General features: G+C 74.0%; 14 protein-coding genes. 4 read left to right on the top strand and 10 right to left on the bottom strand.

Annotated elements, in window-relative coordinates; all coding sequences use genetic code 11:
* Positions 1-12: 12 nt before the first annotated feature.
* From WME96_RS03160 to WME96_RS03145, 4 genes are all read left to right on the top strand, one after another.
* Positions 13-501, top strand: a complete 489-nt coding sequence (locus WME96_RS03160; protein ID WP_437288699.1) for a hypothetical protein — start codon at positions 13-15, stop codon at positions 499-501.
* Positions 498-1,037 carry a hypothetical protein gene (locus WME96_RS03155; RefSeq protein ID WP_437288698.1) on the top strand — a complete coding sequence of 180 codons (540 nt, stop codon included), beginning with the start codon at positions 498-500 and terminating at the stop codon, positions 1,035-1,037. The genes WME96_RS03160 and WME96_RS03155 overlap by 4 nt, the downstream gene beginning before the upstream one ends.
* An 18-nt stretch (positions 1,038-1,055) precedes the next feature.
* Complete coding sequence (locus tag WME96_RS03150) at positions 1,056-3,206, top strand: alpha/beta hydrolase (protein ID WP_437288697.1); 2,151 nt, start codon at positions 1,056-1,058, stop codon at positions 3,204-3,206.
* A gap of 129 nt (positions 3,207-3,335) precedes the next feature.
* Positions 3,336-4,694, top strand: coding sequence for a metallophosphoesterase (locus tag WME96_RS03145; protein WP_437288696.1), 1,359 nt, complete (start codon positions 3,336-3,338; stop codon positions 4,692-4,694).
* 25 nt (positions 4,695-4,719) lie between these two features.
* Here WME96_RS03145 and WME96_RS03140 read toward each other — a convergent pair whose 3' ends face one another.
* The 10 genes from WME96_RS03140 to WME96_RS03095 form a co-directional block, all read right to left on the bottom strand.
* A complete protein-coding gene (locus tag WME96_RS03140; RefSeq protein ID WP_437288695.1) occupies positions 4,720-5,319 on the bottom strand; it encodes a DUF2914 domain-containing protein in 600 nt (199 codons plus the stop codon).
* A gap of 364 nt (positions 5,320-5,683) precedes the next feature.
* Entirely contained in the window at positions 5,684-6,100 is a 417-nt protein-coding gene (locus WME96_RS03135; protein WP_437288694.1) for a VOC family protein, read from the bottom strand.
* Positions 6,101-6,403: 303 nt separating this feature from the next.
* Positions 6,404-7,720 (bottom strand): multicopper oxidase family protein, encoded by a 1,317-nt coding sequence (locus WME96_RS03130; RefSeq protein ID WP_437288693.1) that lies wholly within the window; start codon positions 7,718-7,720, stop codon positions 6,404-6,406.
* A gap of 1 nt (position 7,721) precedes the next feature.
* On the bottom strand, positions 7,722-9,212 hold the full coding sequence (locus tag WME96_RS03125) for a TolC family protein (protein WP_437288692.1): 1,491 nt from the start codon (positions 9,210-9,212) through the stop codon (positions 7,722-7,724).
* Positions 9,202-9,564 (bottom strand): hypothetical protein, encoded by a 363-nt coding sequence (locus WME96_RS03120; protein WP_437288691.1) that lies wholly within the window; start codon positions 9,562-9,564, stop codon positions 9,202-9,204. The genes WME96_RS03125 and WME96_RS03120 overlap by 11 nt, the downstream gene beginning before the upstream one ends.
* A 29-nt stretch (positions 9,565-9,593) precedes the next feature.
* Positions 9,594-9,980, bottom strand: coding sequence for a cupredoxin domain-containing protein (locus tag WME96_RS03115; protein WP_437288690.1), 387 nt, complete (start codon positions 9,978-9,980; stop codon positions 9,594-9,596).
* A gap of 145 nt (positions 9,981-10,125) precedes the next feature.
* Complete coding sequence (locus tag WME96_RS03110) at positions 10,126-10,761, bottom strand: RNA polymerase sigma factor (protein WP_437288689.1); 636 nt, start codon at positions 10,759-10,761, stop codon at positions 10,126-10,128.
* Between the two features lie 160 nt (positions 10,762-10,921).
* The gene (locus WME96_RS03105; RefSeq protein ID WP_437292265.1) at positions 10,922-12,499 is read right to left on the bottom strand and encodes a L,D-transpeptidase; all 1,578 of its coding nucleotides are present in this window, start codon (positions 12,497-12,499) and stop codon (positions 10,922-10,924) included.
* Between the two features lie 131 nt (positions 12,500-12,630).
* Complete coding sequence (locus WME96_RS03100) at positions 12,631-13,539, bottom strand: hypothetical protein (RefSeq protein ID WP_437288688.1); 909 nt, start codon at positions 13,537-13,539, stop codon at positions 12,631-12,633.
* 77 nt (positions 13,540-13,616) lie between these two features.
* Complete coding sequence (locus WME96_RS03095) at positions 13,617-15,236, bottom strand: S53 family peptidase (protein ID WP_437288687.1); 1,620 nt, start codon at positions 15,234-15,236, stop codon at positions 13,617-13,619.
* Positions 15,237-15,263 lie beyond the last annotated feature (27 nt).

The following is a 15,263-nucleotide window of genomic DNA, read 5'->3' as shown; positions in this document are numbered from 1 at the left end:
ATGTACGGGCCTATGGCAGGGATGCACGCGCTGCTCGAAAAGCTCCGCAAGGAGGCTCCTGGCGTCAAGACGGTGGAGGAGCACCTGGAGGAGAAGAAAGCGGAGTGGCTCGCGGACCTGAATGAGCTGATGGACAGGATCGCGGGCTGGCTCGCCGATGGACAGGCCGAGGGGCTCCTCCACGTCGAGCGGCGCACCGTCGATCTGGCCGAAGAGGATCTCGGCCCGTACGAGGCGCCGGCGCTCTGGCTCCATGTCCGCACCACGCGCCCGCGCACGGTGAAGGTCGAGCCCAAGGGGATGCGCATCGTCGGCGTCATCGCGGCAGCCGACCGGCGGATCGTCGGGGCGCGCGGTCGCGTGGACGTCACCTGCGGCGCCGCGCGCGCGATCCTCCTCCGCATGGGCGCCGGGGACTGGAAGCTCGTCGCGCAGGGCGGTGAGGCGGTCGATCTCACCGAGGACGCGTTCTCCGATGCGCTCGGCGAGCTGATTGAATGAGCGTCTCGGCGTGGCCGCGCCCGACGGAGATCCTCGACCACGATGACAGGCTCCGGGAGGCGCTCAGGGCGCTCGATCGGCAGTTCAGCGTCGCGACCACAGACCCCAGGAGCACGCTCTTCGGCCTGTCGCGCGACGAGTTCGACGATCGCCTCACGCGAACGCTCGAAGAGCTCGACGCTCAGACAGTCCTGACGTTGACGGCGAGCGCCGAGGCCACGATCCGGAGGGATTTCGAGGCTCGCCTGCATCGCAGGACGAAGGACGCGATGAGGCGGCGCTTCAAGCAGCTCCGGGAGCGCTATGCGGAGCGCGTCGCGCTCGATGACATCCTCGAGGCCTGGAAGGACGAGCACGGTAATGCCGAACGGATTGGCCGATTCGAGCAGCTCGTCCTCCACCGGCACTGGCTCGCGCACGGCCGTTACTGGTCGAACAAGAGCGGCATCGCGCCGGATCCGCTCCAGGCGCACCTCGTGATTGACGATCTGTTCCGGTCTTTGACCGATCATTTGACCGATTTTCCCCTGGCGTAGCGCTCGGTAAGCACAGCCATGCCCACCACGATCAGCGGCTCCTTCCTGCAATGCGCCTCGAGCGGCGCGCTCGAGCTCGTCCTGCCGGCCGCCGGTGCGCCGTTCGGCGTCGAGCACCACCGCCGCGAGGACGCCGCCGGGCCGTGGCGCCATGTGGCGACGTTCGCCAGGGAGCTCGGCCAGGTCGGCGCGGTGTCGATGATCCAGAGCAATTTCGGGGACCTGGGAAACCTCGAGGCGGTGGCGCGCGCGGGGGATCGGCTGGCCGCGTTCTGGTGCGCGCCCGCGGGCGAGCCGTCGTGGAGCGAGCCGCGCTTCTTCGCGGAGGGCGCGGCCGGCGACCCGGCGCTGATCCAGGGCGCCTCCGGGGGCCGCGGCAACTTCGAGCTCGTGGTCCCTCACGCGAGCGGCGGGATCGCGCACTACCACCGCGACAACGACACCGCGGAGCTCGGCTGGCGCGGGCTGACGATCTTCGGCGCCGACGTCGGGCGGTTCGAGGCGGCCGCGATGATCCAGCGCGCGGGCGACCTCGAGGTCGTCGCGCGGGCCGGCGATCGCCTGCTGATGTTCTGGCGCTCTCCCGGGGCCGCGTGGCAGGGCCCCGAGGAGGTGGTCTCCGGGGTCCGGGGGACGCCGGCGCTCTTCCGGAGCGGGTCCGGCGCAGAGGGCGCGCTCGAGCTGTTCTCGCCGCTCGCGGGCGTGGGGCTCGCGCGGTGGTGCCGCAGCGACGGCGCCCGCGGGGCGCGCTTCCGCGGACCTACGGTGTTCGCCACCGAGCTGGGCCGGTGCGAGGCGGTGTCCGCGATCGAGAGCCGTCCGCTCGGGCGGCTCGAGCTCGCCGTGCGCGCAGAGGGGCAGATCGCCCATCTCGTGCGCGACGGGGTCATCTGGTCGCGGCGCGCGGTGCTCGGCGGCGGGTCATCATCGCGGTCGGCCGCTCCCTCTCCGGAGACGCCGCGCCCGCCCTCACCTTCGCCGCCTTCTGCCGCGCCGCCTCCGCCTTCTGCCGCGCCGACCTCGCCTTCTGCCGCGCCGCCTCCGCCGTCCTCGCCATCGCGCCCGCCGTCCTCGCCATCGCGCCCGCCGTCCTCGCCATCGCGCCCGCCGTCCTCGCCATCGCGCCCGCCCTCCTCGCCATCGCGCCCGCCCTCCTCGCCATCGCGCCCGCCCTCCTCGCCATCGCGCCCGCCTGCGCCGCTCCCCACCAGCGCGGCGCCACGGCTGCGCCTCGGGCCGCACCGGGCAGGGTTCCGCCGCATCGGCGCGCTCTCGCTGTCGGCAGACGCCTGTTACCCGGAGATCTGGGCGTTCCACGGCGCGATCTACCGCTCTCCCGCGCGCGGCGCCGCGCTGCTCTACTACCCTGCGTCGGCGGACGGCGAGGAGGCGCCGCTCTCGCCGGGAGGCCCGTTCCCCGTCATCGCGATCGCCCACGAGCGGCGCCTCGCCGCGAGCGCGGCCGCCGCCGGGTCGCCTGCGGGTCTCGGCCAGGACTACCGCCAGCTCGCCGGCGTCATGGCGCACCTCGCGCGCTGGGGCTTCGTCGTCATCGCGCCGGACCTCTCGTGGCTCACGCCCGACGACGCGCCCCAGCGCCGCGCCGCGGTGCTCCGGGACGCCCTCTCGCACCTCCGGGCCGGCTCGCGGGGCCCGCTCCTCGCCGACTTCGATCGGGTGGGGCTCCTCGGCCACGGGCTCGGCGCGCAGGCCGCGCTCGCGCTCGCGCTCGACGCGGCGTGCCCGTTCGACATCCGCGCCCTCGCGCTGCTCGCGCCGGCGGGCGAGCCCGAGCGCGCTCCGCCCATCGACGCGCTCGTGCCGCGACCGGTGCTCCTCGTCCGCGGCACCGCCGACCCTGTCGCCGCCGCCGTCCCGGCGGCGCTCTACCAGCGCGCGCGCGCGCCCAAGCACCTCGTGACCCTCCCCGGCGCAAACCACTTCGGTTACACGACCTCGCTCGGCCCCGCCGAGCCGCACGACGGCCCCGCCGAGCTCCCGCGGCGCGAGCAGCAGGCGATCGCGATGGGCTACATCGCCGCGTTCTTCAATGGCTACCTCCGGGACGCGCGCGGGTGCCTCGACGCGCTCTCGGGCAAGGAGTCGCTCGAGGGGCTCGAGGCGAGGGAGATCCCGGTCCGCGCGGAGCTGCCTGGCGGCGACGCTTGACCTGGCGCTGGCCGCACGACACGCGGCCGGCGCAGCGGGTCTCCTCGATGGGACGTGCACCGGAGGCGCGGTGTTCGGAGGGGCCGACGCGGCCGGACGAGCGAGCGACGCGATGCTACTTTCCGGCGGGTGTTCCAGCTCGGCGGCCTGGTCGTCACGCTCGTCAACGGGCTCCTCGGTCTCCTCCTCTGGCGGCGGCTCCGCGCGGCGTTCCCGCGGCACGGAGCGCTGATCAACGGGGCGTGCGCCGCGGCGCTGCTGCTGCTCGGGCACCCGGCGCTGCTCTTTGCTGTGGCGAGCTTCTCGGGGCTGCGGGCGGCCCATCGCTACCTGCCCGATCCGCTGTCGATGATCGCGCTGGGCGCCCAGGTGGGCCTGCTCCTGTACGGGGTGCTCCTCGGTGTGGCCGCGGTCGCGCGCGCCGTCTTGCGGGCGCTTCGCAGGGCACGACGAGCCACGGACGCCAGGGCCATGACGCACGCCCAGGCCGGCATCGACTCCCGGGCTGGCGCGGACGGCCAGGCCGCTGCCACGGACGCTCAGGCCGCCTCGGATGCCGGGATCGTCGACGCTCCAGGCGGCGGCGTCATCCGGCCGGAGGCCGTCGATGAGACCCGCCGCCGGCTCGTCGTCGGCGCGACCTGGGCGCTGCCCGCGGCGGCTGTCGCGGTGTCGATGGGCGGCGTGCTCGCCTCGCGACAGCGCCCGGTCGTGGTGAAGGTCGCGCTGCCCGTGCGGCGCGAGCTGACGAGCCTGCACGGCATCACCATCGCGCAGCTCAGCGACGTGCACGTCGGCAGCTTCATGGACGCGGAGCGGCTCGACGAGCTCCGCGACGCCATCAACGCGGTCCGCGCGGACATCCACGTGATCACGGGCGATCTGCTCGATCACCACGTCTCCCAGCTCGAGCTCTCCACGCGACTGCTCCGGGGCCTGCGCCCCGCCCGCGGGCAGATCTTCTTCTGCATGGGCAACCACGAGTACATCGCCGCGCGGTCGGCCAGCATCCCGGCGATCATGAAGGGCCTTGAAGAAGCGGGCGCCCAGGTGCTCGTCGACGAGGCGCGCGAGGTCCGCCTCGGCGGCGATCGCCTCTGGATGGGCGCGATCGACTACCCCAGCCGCGCGCGTCCGGGCGAGCCAGCCCGGCGCCCGACGGTCGACGGGCTGGCTCGAGCGCTCGGCCAGATGCGGGACGACGGCGCGCCGCGCGTCCTGCTCAGCCACCACCCGGGCACGTTCCGCGCGGCGCGCGAGCTGCCGTTCGATCTGATGCTGTCCGGCCACACGCACGGCGGGCAGATCTCGCTGGGCCGGATCGGCGATTACGCGCTCACGCCGATGTTGCCCGCCGGCCTCTACCACAACGGACATTACGAGCACCGCGGCCGGCGACTCCACGTCAACGCCGGCGCCGGCGGCTGGCTGCCCGTGCGCATCAACTGTCCGCCGGAGATCACGCTGGTCGAGCTCGTGCCCGCCTGACGCCCCCCGCGCCCGGCCGCCCCGGCTACAGCGTCACCTCGAACGGCGCGCGCGCGAGCTCCTCGCCCGTCTCCGACCGCACCACCGCCGTCCACTCCCCTGCCCTGCGCGCCCCGCGCGTGAACGCCCACGTGCGCCACCGCGGCGACGGGCCGACCCCGAGCGTGACGTTGCCGACCGGCGCCCCGCCGTCCGGCGGGACGAACGACACGGTCACCTCGCCTTCCACGTCGCTCCGGTTCTCGAGCTCCACGAACGCATAGAGCCGCTCCGTCTCCGGCGCGCGAAACGTCGTCCCCGGCGCCACCGGCTCGCGGTCCTTCACGCCCTCCGCGATCACGAGCCGCTTCACCTTGAGCTCCGCTGCTGCCCCTGTCGCCTTCTCCTTGCGCTCCTTGCCCCCTGCGACGCTCGGCGCCGGCGCCGGCACGGGCGCCGTCATCGTCGCGGCCGGCGGGCTCGCGGGCGCCGCCGCCGCGGCGACCGGCTCGGGGCACTGCGTCGCCGCGGGGGTCGCGGCGGCGGACGGCGCAGGAGGGCGCGCGTCGTGCCGCTCGCCGCAGCCAGCGAGCGAAACCGCGCCGAGCGCCAGAAACATCATCCGTCGAGCCATCTTCGTCGCCATGGAAGTACTCCTCCGTGTTCCGGGGCGTCCCCGTCTCGGCGCTCGATATGGCAAGGCGCGGACCGCTCCTGGGTCCTTGAAATCATTGAGGATTCCTGGTGGACGTGTGGTCGCCCGACCGCGCCCTGTGTGTCCAGCGCGACGGCCGACCCGCGCCGGCGTCATCGGCATCCCGGCGGGTCGCGGGAGCAGGTCCGGGAAGACGCCAGGGAGGCCGCGAGCGCCCCGTTCATGCGGCGTCGTCCAGGCTCATCCCTGACGCCGTGATGAGGGAAGAGATTGAACCACAGAGGCACAGAGGGGAGAACAGGGAGACGCGTGTTCCCCGTGCCTCTCTGCCGCTATGCCGCTGGGGTTTCTCCCATCACGAACCAGGGGCGAACTTGGGAGATGCGGCGGTCGGCTTGTACGTGGCAATCCACCAGATGTTGCCGAATGAGTCCTTCACCCCGGCGGCGCGCTCGTCATAGGGCTTGTCCTCGGGCGCCGAGATCGACACCGCGCCGAGCTCGAGGGCCCGGCCGTAGGCAGCGTCGACGTCCTCCACATAGACATAGACCGAGGCCACCGTCGCGTCCGCCGGGCGCGGCTCGCCCATCTCCAGCACCACGACCGAGTCGGCGATCTGGAGCTCGACGTGGAAGGACTCGGGACCCATCTGCTGACGCTCGAGCTCCACGGCGCCAAAAGCCTTCTTGACGAGATCCGTGAGATCGAGATGGCCGAACACATAGGGTCTGACAGCCCCTATGCCATGACGGATGTGGCCGCGATGAGTCATCCTGCGCTCCCTCGGCGTCGCTGCCCGACCAGCCATCAACCGTCATGAGACTGCCGCTGGTGAGCGATGAGTCCGGTCCGAGTATCCGACCGAACTGCACCTCGGTCAACCCGATTCCCTGCCATCCTTCACAGGACAAGCTCAGGAAACACCCGATATCAGGAGCGGACCACGTCGAGAAACGCACCCACGAGCACCGGTGCTCTGCACCTCCGTCAACCCGATTCCCTACCATCTTCAACGGGATCGACTGGACATGTTCAGGAAACACCCGATTGCCAGGTTCCGCCCCCGTCGAGAAACTCATCCGCCCGGTTTGGTAGAATTCCCCCCTGCGGCCGGGTCGATCCCGTCCGCGCGCATCCGATCCGCGCTCGCCGGTCCGGCCACGGTGCCGGCCGGGTGCGTGTACCAGCCGTTCGGGTCGGCCTTGTCCGGCTCGTCGCGGACCTTGAGGATCGTGAACATTCCGCCCATGTCGATGTACGAGAACGGCCCGGCGCCGCCGCGCATCGGCAGGCTGTTCGCGGGCATCGGCATCTGCATCTCGCCCATGCCGCCCATCCCCGTGGTCCCCATCGTCATGTAGCCGGGCATCACGCGGCTCATCCGCCGATCGAGCGTGCGGGTGTCGGCGCCGACCATGTTCGGCAGGCCATGGCCCATCTGCATCATCGTGTGGTGTGTCATGTGGCAATGCACCGCCCAGTCGCCCGGCTCCTCGGGGACGAACTCGATCACCCGCGTGCTGCCGACCGGCACGAGGACCGTCGTCTCCGGGTACTGCGCCGACTCGGGGACATACCCGCCGTCCGTCGCCGTGACGTTGAACGCCAGGCCGTGCAGGTGGATCGGGTGGTGATCCATCGGGCCGAGGTTCCCGAGGCGGATGCGCACGCGCTCGCCGCGGCCGACGAGCAGCGGCGCCGTCGCGGGGAACGCCTTGCCGTTGAACGTGAGGACGTTGAAGTCGCTCATCGCGTTCGGGTCCGGCCGGCGCGCCCCCGCGTTGATCTTCCACTCGTGCGTCATCAGCACGAAATCCCGGTCCACGCGCGGGCCGCGAGGCCGCTTCGGGTGCACGACGAACATGCCCACCGCGCCCAGCGCGATCTGGGTCATCTCGTCGAAATGCGAGTGATACATGTACGTCCCCGGATACCGGACGACGAACTCGTAAACATACGTCTCGCCGGGCGCGATCGGGCGCTGGTTGAGCCCGGAGACTCCATCCATGCCGTTCGGCAGCACGAGGCCGTGCCAGTGGACCGTCGTGGCCTCGGGCAGGGAGTTCGTCACGTAGATGCGCAGGCGATCGCCCTCGACCGCCTCGATGGTCGGCCCCGGGGAGCCGCCGTTGTAGCCCCACACCTCGCACTTCAGGCCGGGCGCGAACTCGTGCTCGAGCGGGCCCGCGACGAGGTGGCCGACCTTCACGCCGTCCACGACCCGGAGCGGGAGCGTGCTGCCGTTCGGCGTCACCACGGCGGGCTGCGCCCCGGGCGCCGCGGTCCGGCGCGTCGGCGCGCCCGGGCGCTCCTGCGCGTGCGCGACGCCGCGCGAGATCAGGGCAGCGCCGGCCGCCAGGCCGCCCACGTGAATGAACGAACGTCGATCCATGTCAGTGCCCTCCTTCGCCGGCGCCCGAGGCCCTCGGCATCGCAGCGGGGGCGTCCGCCCCCCCAGAGTCGACGAGGCGCCCCGCGAGGAGCGCGTCGAACGCGGCCTTCGCCGTCCAGTACTCGCGCAGCGCCTCGACCGCCGCGAGCTCGGCGTCGAGCTGCCCGCGCTGCGCGTCGAGGAGCTGGAAGACCCCGACCTGCATCGCGTTGTACTGGAGCAGCGTCTGCTCCAGCACCCGCTTGCGCGCGGGGACGACGACCCCCTCCTGGTGCCGCGCCCGCGCGTGCGCGGACACGAGCCGGTTGCGCGCCTCGCGCAGCGCCGATCGGAGGTCGATCGCGCGCCCGTGGTAACGCTCGAGCAGGCTGTCGAACTCCGCCGCCTGCGCCGCCTGGGCGCCGCTCCGCCGGTCGAAGAGCGGGAGCGCGACGCGGAGCCCGGCGCCGATGACCCACGGGTGGGCGTCCGCCTCGCCGCTCTCGGGGAGCTCCCGCTCGCCGCGCACGCCGACCGACATGTCCGGCACCCAGCCCTCGGCGCGCAGGGCGCCGGCGCGGCCGGCCGCCGCGTCGAGCCGGCTGCGCAGCTCCGCGAGCTCGAGGCTCGCCCGCACGGCCTGCGTCTCCGCGCGCGGCGGCGTCGTGACCGCCGCGGGCGCCTTCGGGATCGCGCCGGCGAGCGTCCAGGTGGTCGCCGCGCCGGAGAGGCCGAGCAGCCGGTGCAGCCGCTCGCGCCGCGAGAGGAGCTCCAGCTCGAGCTGCGCGGCCGTGACGCGGGCCTCCTCGTAGCCCGCCTCCTGCGTGGCCACGTCGAGCTCCGGGATGTTGCCCGCCGCGAACAGCGCGCGGGCGGCGTCGCGGGCGGCGGCGAGCGCGTCGAGCGCGCGGTTCGCGACGCCGAGGCGCTGCTCCGCGGCCTGCGCGGCGTAGAACGCGGCGCGCACCTGGTAGCCGAGCTCGACGACCGCGCCGGCGGCGCGGAAGCGCGCGGCCAGGTGCTCCGACCGCGCCGCCCGCGCGCGGAGCGGCGCCAGCAGCGCGGCGGTCAGGTCGATCTCCACCGCGAGCTCGACGTGCGTGTGCTCGTTCCCCTCCTGCCGCGGCGTCACCTCGACCTCGAACTCCGGGTTCGGCAGCGCGCCCGCCTGATCGAGGTTGCCGCGCGCGACGCCGACCTCCTTGAGCGCGGCGCGCAGCTCGCGGTTGTTGAGCAGCGCGATGCGCACCGCGGCGTCCGCGGTGAGCGGCCGCCCCTCGAGCGCCCGCGCGTCGCCGGCCGGCTCGGGGTCGACCTCGTCCGACGCGGCGCTCGGCGGGAGCGCCGCGCCGGAGAGCTCGCGGATCCGCGTCATGTCGGCGGTCGACGAGGGGGCGGCGCAGCCGGCGGCAGAGAGCAGCGCGAGGCCCGCCGCGAGCGGCAGGAGGCGCGCGGCGAGCGAGCGCGCGCGCGGGCGCTCGCCGCGCGGGGGACGGCTCGGATCAGTGCGCATGGGACGGCTCCGGGGTCGAGGGCGGCGCGCTGGTAGGCGGCGCGCCGGCGGGCGGCGCGCTGGGAGGCGGCGCGCTGCCGTGCTGATGGTGGTGGTGATGCTGGTGAGGATCGGCGCCGGCGCCCGGCGCCCTCGCCGGCTCGAGGCCGACCCAGCCCGTGGTGGGCGCGCCCGGCAGAGGGGGGTCCTCCGCGAGGGCGACGCCGATCCGCGGCGAGGGAGCCTCCGCGGCCTGCGGCGACGCGGCGGACGAGGCGGGGAAGCTCGCGGGGCGGCTGCGCGGGGCGCAGCCGGCGAGCGCGGCGACGAGGATCAGCAGGGCGTTCAGCCCGGCGCGATGAGGTGCATTCATGGAAGCCGCTCCAGCATGGGCGAGTGCGATCACTTGCGAGGCTCGACGACGATCACGCCCCGCAGCATGTTCATGCCGCATTTGAACTCGATCTCTCCAGGGCTCAGCGCGGGCAGGTCGATCACCACCGGCACGTCGGTCGGCAGCTCGCGCCGGATGCCGAGCGAGGCGAACACGATCTCGCGCGTGCAGGGCGAGTAGTCCCGCCGGACCAGCTTCAGGCGGATCCGCTCGCCCTCCGTCACGACGATGCGGCTCGGCTTGTAACCGCCGTCCACCACGATCTCGATCTCCCGGACGGCCTGCGGCGAAGGGGCGGGCGCCTGCTCGGCCGCGGCGCGCGCGACGAGCAGCGAGGGGGCGAGCAGCGAGGCAGCGAAGAGACCGGAGACGACGAAGAGGCGCTTCATGAGCATCGGACACCTTCCAGTGGGGGTTCTGCACGGCCGACGCGCGCGGTCCGGCGGCATTACAGGCCCTCGCGGGGCGCCGGGCGGCTCGCCGGGCGATGGCGAAGGCTCGGTTCGCTCGGCGGCTCGGCCTGACCCCTGTTCGAGCCGGTCAGCGCCGCTCGCCGTGCGAGCAGCTGCCGGCGGGCCCGGGCGCCGCGGCCGGCGGGCGCGCGCCGCAGGAGCAGTCGAGGCACCCCTCGGCGGCGCAGGCCCCGCACGTGGCGGCCACGCGCTTGCGGAGCGCCTCGCGCGCGCGGAAGAGCCGCACCGCCGCGTTGTTCGGGGTGATCGACGCCTCCTCGGCGAACGCCTGGACCGAGAGCCCGTCGATCTCCACGCGCTGCAGGGCGACGGCGTACTCGGGCTTCAGCACGCCGGCGATCCCCCGGACGCACTGACACACGGCGCGGTGCATCTCGACGTCGGGCTCGACAGCCTCGTCGAGCTCGGCCGCCAGGGCGGCCATCGCGCGCTCCGACGCCCCGCGGCGCCGGTAGTGGTCGACCACGGCGTTGCGGAGCGTGCGGTAGAACCAGGCCGTGACGGACTCGTCGCTGCGCAGCTCGCCGATGCGGTCGATACCGCGCGCGAACGCCTCCTGGAGGATGTCCTCGGCGACGGCCTCGCTGCCCACCCGGCGCTCCAGGAAGCGGCGAAAGTCGCGGTACCCCCCGACGAGGGTCGCGATGGCCTCGTCCGACGTCGCGCGCTCGACGTCGCTGCCGGGACGCTCCGGATCGCTCATGGCCCGAAGCTAACCTCGCTCCCCGCCCGGCGCTACACGTCCCGGGCCGCGACGTCGGCCACCTCTCGGGCTCCACGGACGCGCACCGCGCCTCGGCCCCGCCGGCGTGGCGCGAGGCCGCGCGAGGCCGCCGGTGGAGCTCCACGAGCGGACGGATCGGTCAGGCGTGGATGAAGACGAGCGTCCCGCCCTTGTCGTTGAACGCGGCGTGCCAGCCGTCAGGGACCGGGGGATCGGTCCACTCGAACAGCCACGCGGCGTCCGCGGGCGCGAGGTTGACGCAGCCGCTGCTCCGCACCTTGCCGAACGCGTCGTGCCAGTAGACGCCGTGCAGCGCGTAGCTGTTGTGGAAGTACTGGACGTAGGGCACGTCGCGCAGGTCGACTGACGTCTCGCTGAGATCGTCGCCGTCCATCGTCGCGGTGACGTGCTTCTCGCGGACGAAGAACGTGCCCTGCACGGTGGCGCTCGTGGTCGCGGGGTCGCCGAGCTCGCCGCGGCCCGTCGAGACGAGGGTCGCGAACACGGGGCGCGTGCCCTCGTAGGCGACCAGCATCTGGAGCTCGATCGAGATGTCGATCCACTTCCTGCCGCGCGCCGCGTGCCCCCAGAAGTCGCGGCCCAGCCGCGCGACGCGCAGCGCGGACGCGGGGATCCACGCGCCCGCGTCCGTCTCGACGTAGGCCCCGCCGGCCGCCGTCTTGCCGGTGAGCACCCAGCCGGAGCGGTGCGCGGCCCAGCCGTCCGGCTTGAGCTCGCCCGAGGCGTCCGGCTTCAGCGTGCGCACGCCGTGGTGCATGACGAACGCGGGCGTCCCCTCGGTCTTCACCTCCACGCCGCGCATCGCGGTGGGGACGACGGCCGAGGTGCGATCGATCGGGATGAGGTCGAGCTCGGTCGTCAGGCCGAAGCGCCGGCCGTTCCACGCGAACGTGGAGATGAGCCCGAACGCCGAGTCGGCCCGCGCGCGGCCGCGGTGCGCGGGGAAGCGGACCTTCTCGGCGGCGCCGAACGGCTTCGGCAGGTCGCGGCGGCTCTCGAAGAAGGGCGTGAGCGGATCGGGCTCGCCGAGGAGCGCCTCGTCGCGGCGGGACCAGGCCGGGGTGCCCTGGCTGCGCGAGCGCCCCTCGACGCGCCGCTGCTCCGCCTCGCTCGGCAGGTGGACATAGAGGTGCGGCGGCGGCTTGCGCGAGACGACGTAGCGGTACGGGTACGGCTCGCCGCGGCGGGGGCCGGCCGGCGTGGCGGCGACCACGTCGTGGCCGAGCTCGAGCGAGGCGCCCCGGCCGACGCACACGAAGCCGCGCGGGTGCACGGCGTACCAGCCGCCGGGGCACCCGTCGTCGCCCGACGGCGTCGCGGCGCGCTCGACGATCGCGCCGGCCCGCAGGTAGCCGAGCTTGGCCGCGCGGCGCTCGGGCGCGGCGTACACGAGCGTGCGCATCGCGATGCTCGCGAGCTTGTCGCCGCGCCCGGGTCGCAGCGCCTCCCGCGTCGCCGCCGGATCGGCCTCGCCGGCGGTCCCGCCGTCCGGCGCGGGCAGCGTATCGGCGGCGCCGGCTGCGGCCAGCGCTGGCTCGGCGACGGCGGTCTGCGCGGCGGTGGAGCGCCCGGGCGGCTCCTCACCGGGGCCGCACGACGCCGCGAGCGCGGAGGCCGCGAGCGCCAGCGCGCCGAGCGAGCGGCCCGTGCCGCCGCGACGCCGCGCGCGCGCTTCCGGGAAAGGACAAGCCATCATCGACAAGGGCCCTCGTCTAGCTCAGAGGCCGCCCGCCGGCCAGACCGCCCGCGCGCCGTGACGTGCCGCCCCGCCTAGCAGACCCGGCAGTTCATCGCGCGCCCCCTACGCCTGGCGTCGCCGAGCGGCGCTCACCAGCGAGCGTCGGCATCGAGCACCCAGCCGAGCGCGCGCCGGGTCTCCTCGGCGACCGGCCCGTCGTACCGGTGGCCGGCCTCCTTGCCGCGCACCACGCGCGTGAGCACCCCCGCCTTCTCGAGGCGCGCGGCGGCCGCGGCCGCGGCGGCGCCGCAGCCTGCCTGCGCGCAGACGAAGAGGACGCGCTGCCCGCCGCCGTCCGCGAACGCCTTCGCCGCCGCCGGGGTCCACTTGTCGTGTCCGCCCTCGACCAGCACGAGGCGCGGGAAGAGCGACGCCCGGCGCGCGGCGATCGCAGAGCCCATGATCGCGCCCAGCGAGAAGCCGGTGTAGAGCGCCGGCCCGGGGTCCACGTGCTCGGGGAAGCGCGCCCGCAGCGCCGCGAGGCCCGCGTCGATCTCCTGCTCGAGGCGCGCGTTGCTCTCGTACGTGAAGCGCACGTCGCTCGTCGACGGCGAGTCGGATCGCGCGACGCCGCGCGGGCACAGGATGAAGGCGTCGCCCCCCGCGATGCCGCGCCACACCTCGCACTGCCACTCGGGCCGATCGTAGTTGCCGTGCGACGCGATGAGCACCGGGCGCCGCGCCGTGGCGCCGATCGGCACCGACACCACCGCGCTCGGGAACCCCGCGACGGCGAGCTCCACGAGCGGCGCCTCCGCGTGGAGCGGCGCGATCTGCGCCGCGTGGGCCGCGGGCGCCGCGGCATCCGCGCCGGCCGCCGGCGTCGCGCCGCCGCCGTCGGCCTGCTCCGCGCCGCTCGCGGCCGGCGCGGGCGCGACGCCGGCCGGCGCGGGCGCCGCGCCGGCCGCGCGGCCCGGGCGATCGCAGCCGAGCGCCGCCGCCGCGAGGAGCGAGATGCATGCGATGGATCGAGAGAGGATCGCGGCGGGGAGCGTCATCGAGCGCAGGATGACGTATCCGCGCCGCAGAGACGACGATCAGGCCGCGGCGCCTCGCCCGGCGCTCCCCGGCGCTCCTACGGGAGCGCCTCCGCGAGCTTGTCCGCGAGCGGCGCGCCCCAGCCGGTCGGGTAGTCCCATCCGGGCCCCGCGCTGAACCCCTGGGTGTACTCGTCGCCGGTGGTCTTCCCCTCGGTGATGTCGCGGAACGCGGCCTGCACCTCTTTCCGCTCGTAGAGGGTCTTGTTCAGCCATCCCGCGACCGGCTTGCCCTGGGCGAGCCGGTAGCTGTTCACCGACGCCATGATCCCGGCGAACACCGGCGCGGCGAACGACGTGCCGCCGCGCCGCTCCCACTCGCCGAGGTAGTAGAGCCAGTACGTGGCGTCCGGCGAGGCGTTCAGCGCCACATCGGAGACGGCGCGGGTGCCCTGCGCGTCGGTGACCACGCCCTCCTGCCAGGAGGGCGTCTTGAAGGTGCGCGATCGGCCCGAGCCCGAGCGGCTCCACGCCACCTCGCGCGCGACCTCGCCGTCCGCGCCGAGCTCGAGCAAGGTCCCTCCGACGCTCGTCACGTACGGGCTCGACGACGGCACGTCGGGCCTGCCCGAGTCGCCGCCCGCGACGACGATCGTCATCCCGAGCGCCGCGCCCATCCGCGACGCCGCGTGGTACTGCTGCTGGATCGGCCCCGCCTCCGTCTCCTCGCGGTGCGCGAACGACGTCGAGAGCACCGACACCTCGCCGGCGCCGATCGCCTCGTTCCACGCGTAGAGGATGGAGATGGTGCGCGCGTCCGGCCCCTCGTACGCGATCAACTCGGACTCGGGCGCCATCACGCCCGACCACTGCGTGTCCAGCGTCGTCTCGACGTAGCGCGTCGAGATCGGATCCGCCGTGACCACGACCTCGGGGTTGTCGCGCGAGACGCCGAACGTCCGCCAGAACGACTGGAGATCCCTGGTCTTGAACGTCGCCCCGACCACGACGCCGAGCTTGACGCCCTGCCCGAGGTGCCCGCCCTCGTGCAGCTTGTCGAGCCCGTACGCGTGCGCGATCTGCGCGGGCGTGAACCCCTGCTCCTGCTGCTCCGGCGGCGCCGTCTCGATCGAGCCGCCCTCCGCCGCGAGCGGCTGGGTGTCCGCCGGGACGTCGACCGCGATCACGCCCGACGTCAGATCGATGATGTTCTGCGGCGGCCTCAGCGGGTCGAGCGCGCCGAAGGTGCGGAGCGGCCTGCCGCCGGCCGACGGGTTCTCGCGCTCGAAGTCACGGAGCTCGACGTCGAAGGCGGTGTTGAACTGCTCGACCGTGCCCGCGAACTCGATCAGGAGCCGGTTCAGGGACCGGCGCCTGATCTCCATCTTGTGCCCGGTGAGCCACGCCTCGACGACGGCGATGTCGCTCTCGGATGGAGCGTGCCGCTCCATCCAGGTCTCCACCGACATGTACTTCCGGAACGTGTCCGGGTTGCCGGGATCGTACATGGCGTCGATCGCGGCCTCGAGCCCGGGGACATCCCGGGTCGGGAACCCGATCAGCGCGCGGAAACGATCTTCCTCCGGCGCCGGGCCGAAGTCCATGTAGACCCCCGCCATCGGCCCCGGGAGGCCGCTCGGGAGCACCGGTCCATCGTCTCCGCACGCCGCGCTCGCCAGGGCGAGCGACGCAACGCACCAAACCGAGAGCGATCGCATCAGAGATGCCTTGCGGGGAGGAGGTGA

This window comes from Sorangium sp. So ce406, assembly GCF_051474675.1.
Classification (GTDB): Bacteria; Myxococcota_A; Polyangia; order Polyangiales; family Polyangiaceae; genus Sorangium; species Sorangium cellulosum_G.
Note: the sequence above shows the minus strand (reverse complement) of the source record. Positions and strands in the feature narration are given on the sequence as shown.

Coding starts and splice junctions, on each gene's coding strand:
- WME96_RS03160 (WP_437288699.1), top strand. CDS start 13: ATGGCAGGGATGCACGCGCTGCTCGAAAAGCTCCGCAAGGAGGCTCCT.
- WME96_RS03155 (WP_437288698.1), top strand. CDS start 498: ATGAGCGTCTCGGCGTGGCCGCGCCCGACGGAGATCCTCGACCACGAT.
- WME96_RS03150 (WP_437288697.1), top strand. CDS start 1,056: ATGCCCACCACGATCAGCGGCTCCTTCCTGCAATGCGCCTCGAGCGGC.
- WME96_RS03140 (WP_437288695.1), bottom strand. CDS start 5,319: ATGGCGACGAAGATGGCTCGACGGATGATGTTTCTGGCGCTCGGCGCG.
- WME96_RS03135 (WP_437288694.1), bottom strand. CDS start 6,100: ATGACTCATCGCGGCCACATCCGTCATGGCATAGGGGCTGTCAGACCC.
- WME96_RS03130 (WP_437288693.1), bottom strand. CDS start 7,720: ATGGATCGACGTTCGTTCATTCACGTGGGCGGCCTGGCGGCCGGCGCT.
- WME96_RS03125 (WP_437288692.1), bottom strand. CDS start 9,212: ATGCGCACTGATCCGAGCCGTCCCCCGCGCGGCGAGCGCCCGCGCGCG.
- WME96_RS03120 (WP_437288691.1), bottom strand. CDS start 9,564: ATGAATGCACCTCATCGCGCCGGGCTGAACGCCCTGCTGATCCTCGTC.
- WME96_RS03115 (WP_437288690.1), bottom strand. CDS start 9,980: ATGCTCATGAAGCGCCTCTTCGTCGTCTCCGGTCTCTTCGCTGCCTCG.
- WME96_RS03110 (WP_437288689.1), bottom strand. CDS start 10,761: ATGAGCGATCCGGAGCGTCCCGGCAGCGACGTCGAGCGCGCGACGTCG.
- WME96_RS03105 (WP_437292265.1), bottom strand. CDS start 12,499: ATGATGGCTTGTCCTTTCCCGGAAGCGCGCGCGCGGCGTCGCGGCGGC.
- WME96_RS03100 (WP_437288688.1), bottom strand. CDS start 13,539: ATGACGCTCCCCGCCGCGATCCTCTCTCGATCCATCGCATGCATCTCG.
- WME96_RS03095 (WP_437288687.1), bottom strand. CDS start 15,236: ATGCGATCGCTCTCGGTTTGGTGCGTTGCGTCGCTCGCCCTGGCGAGC.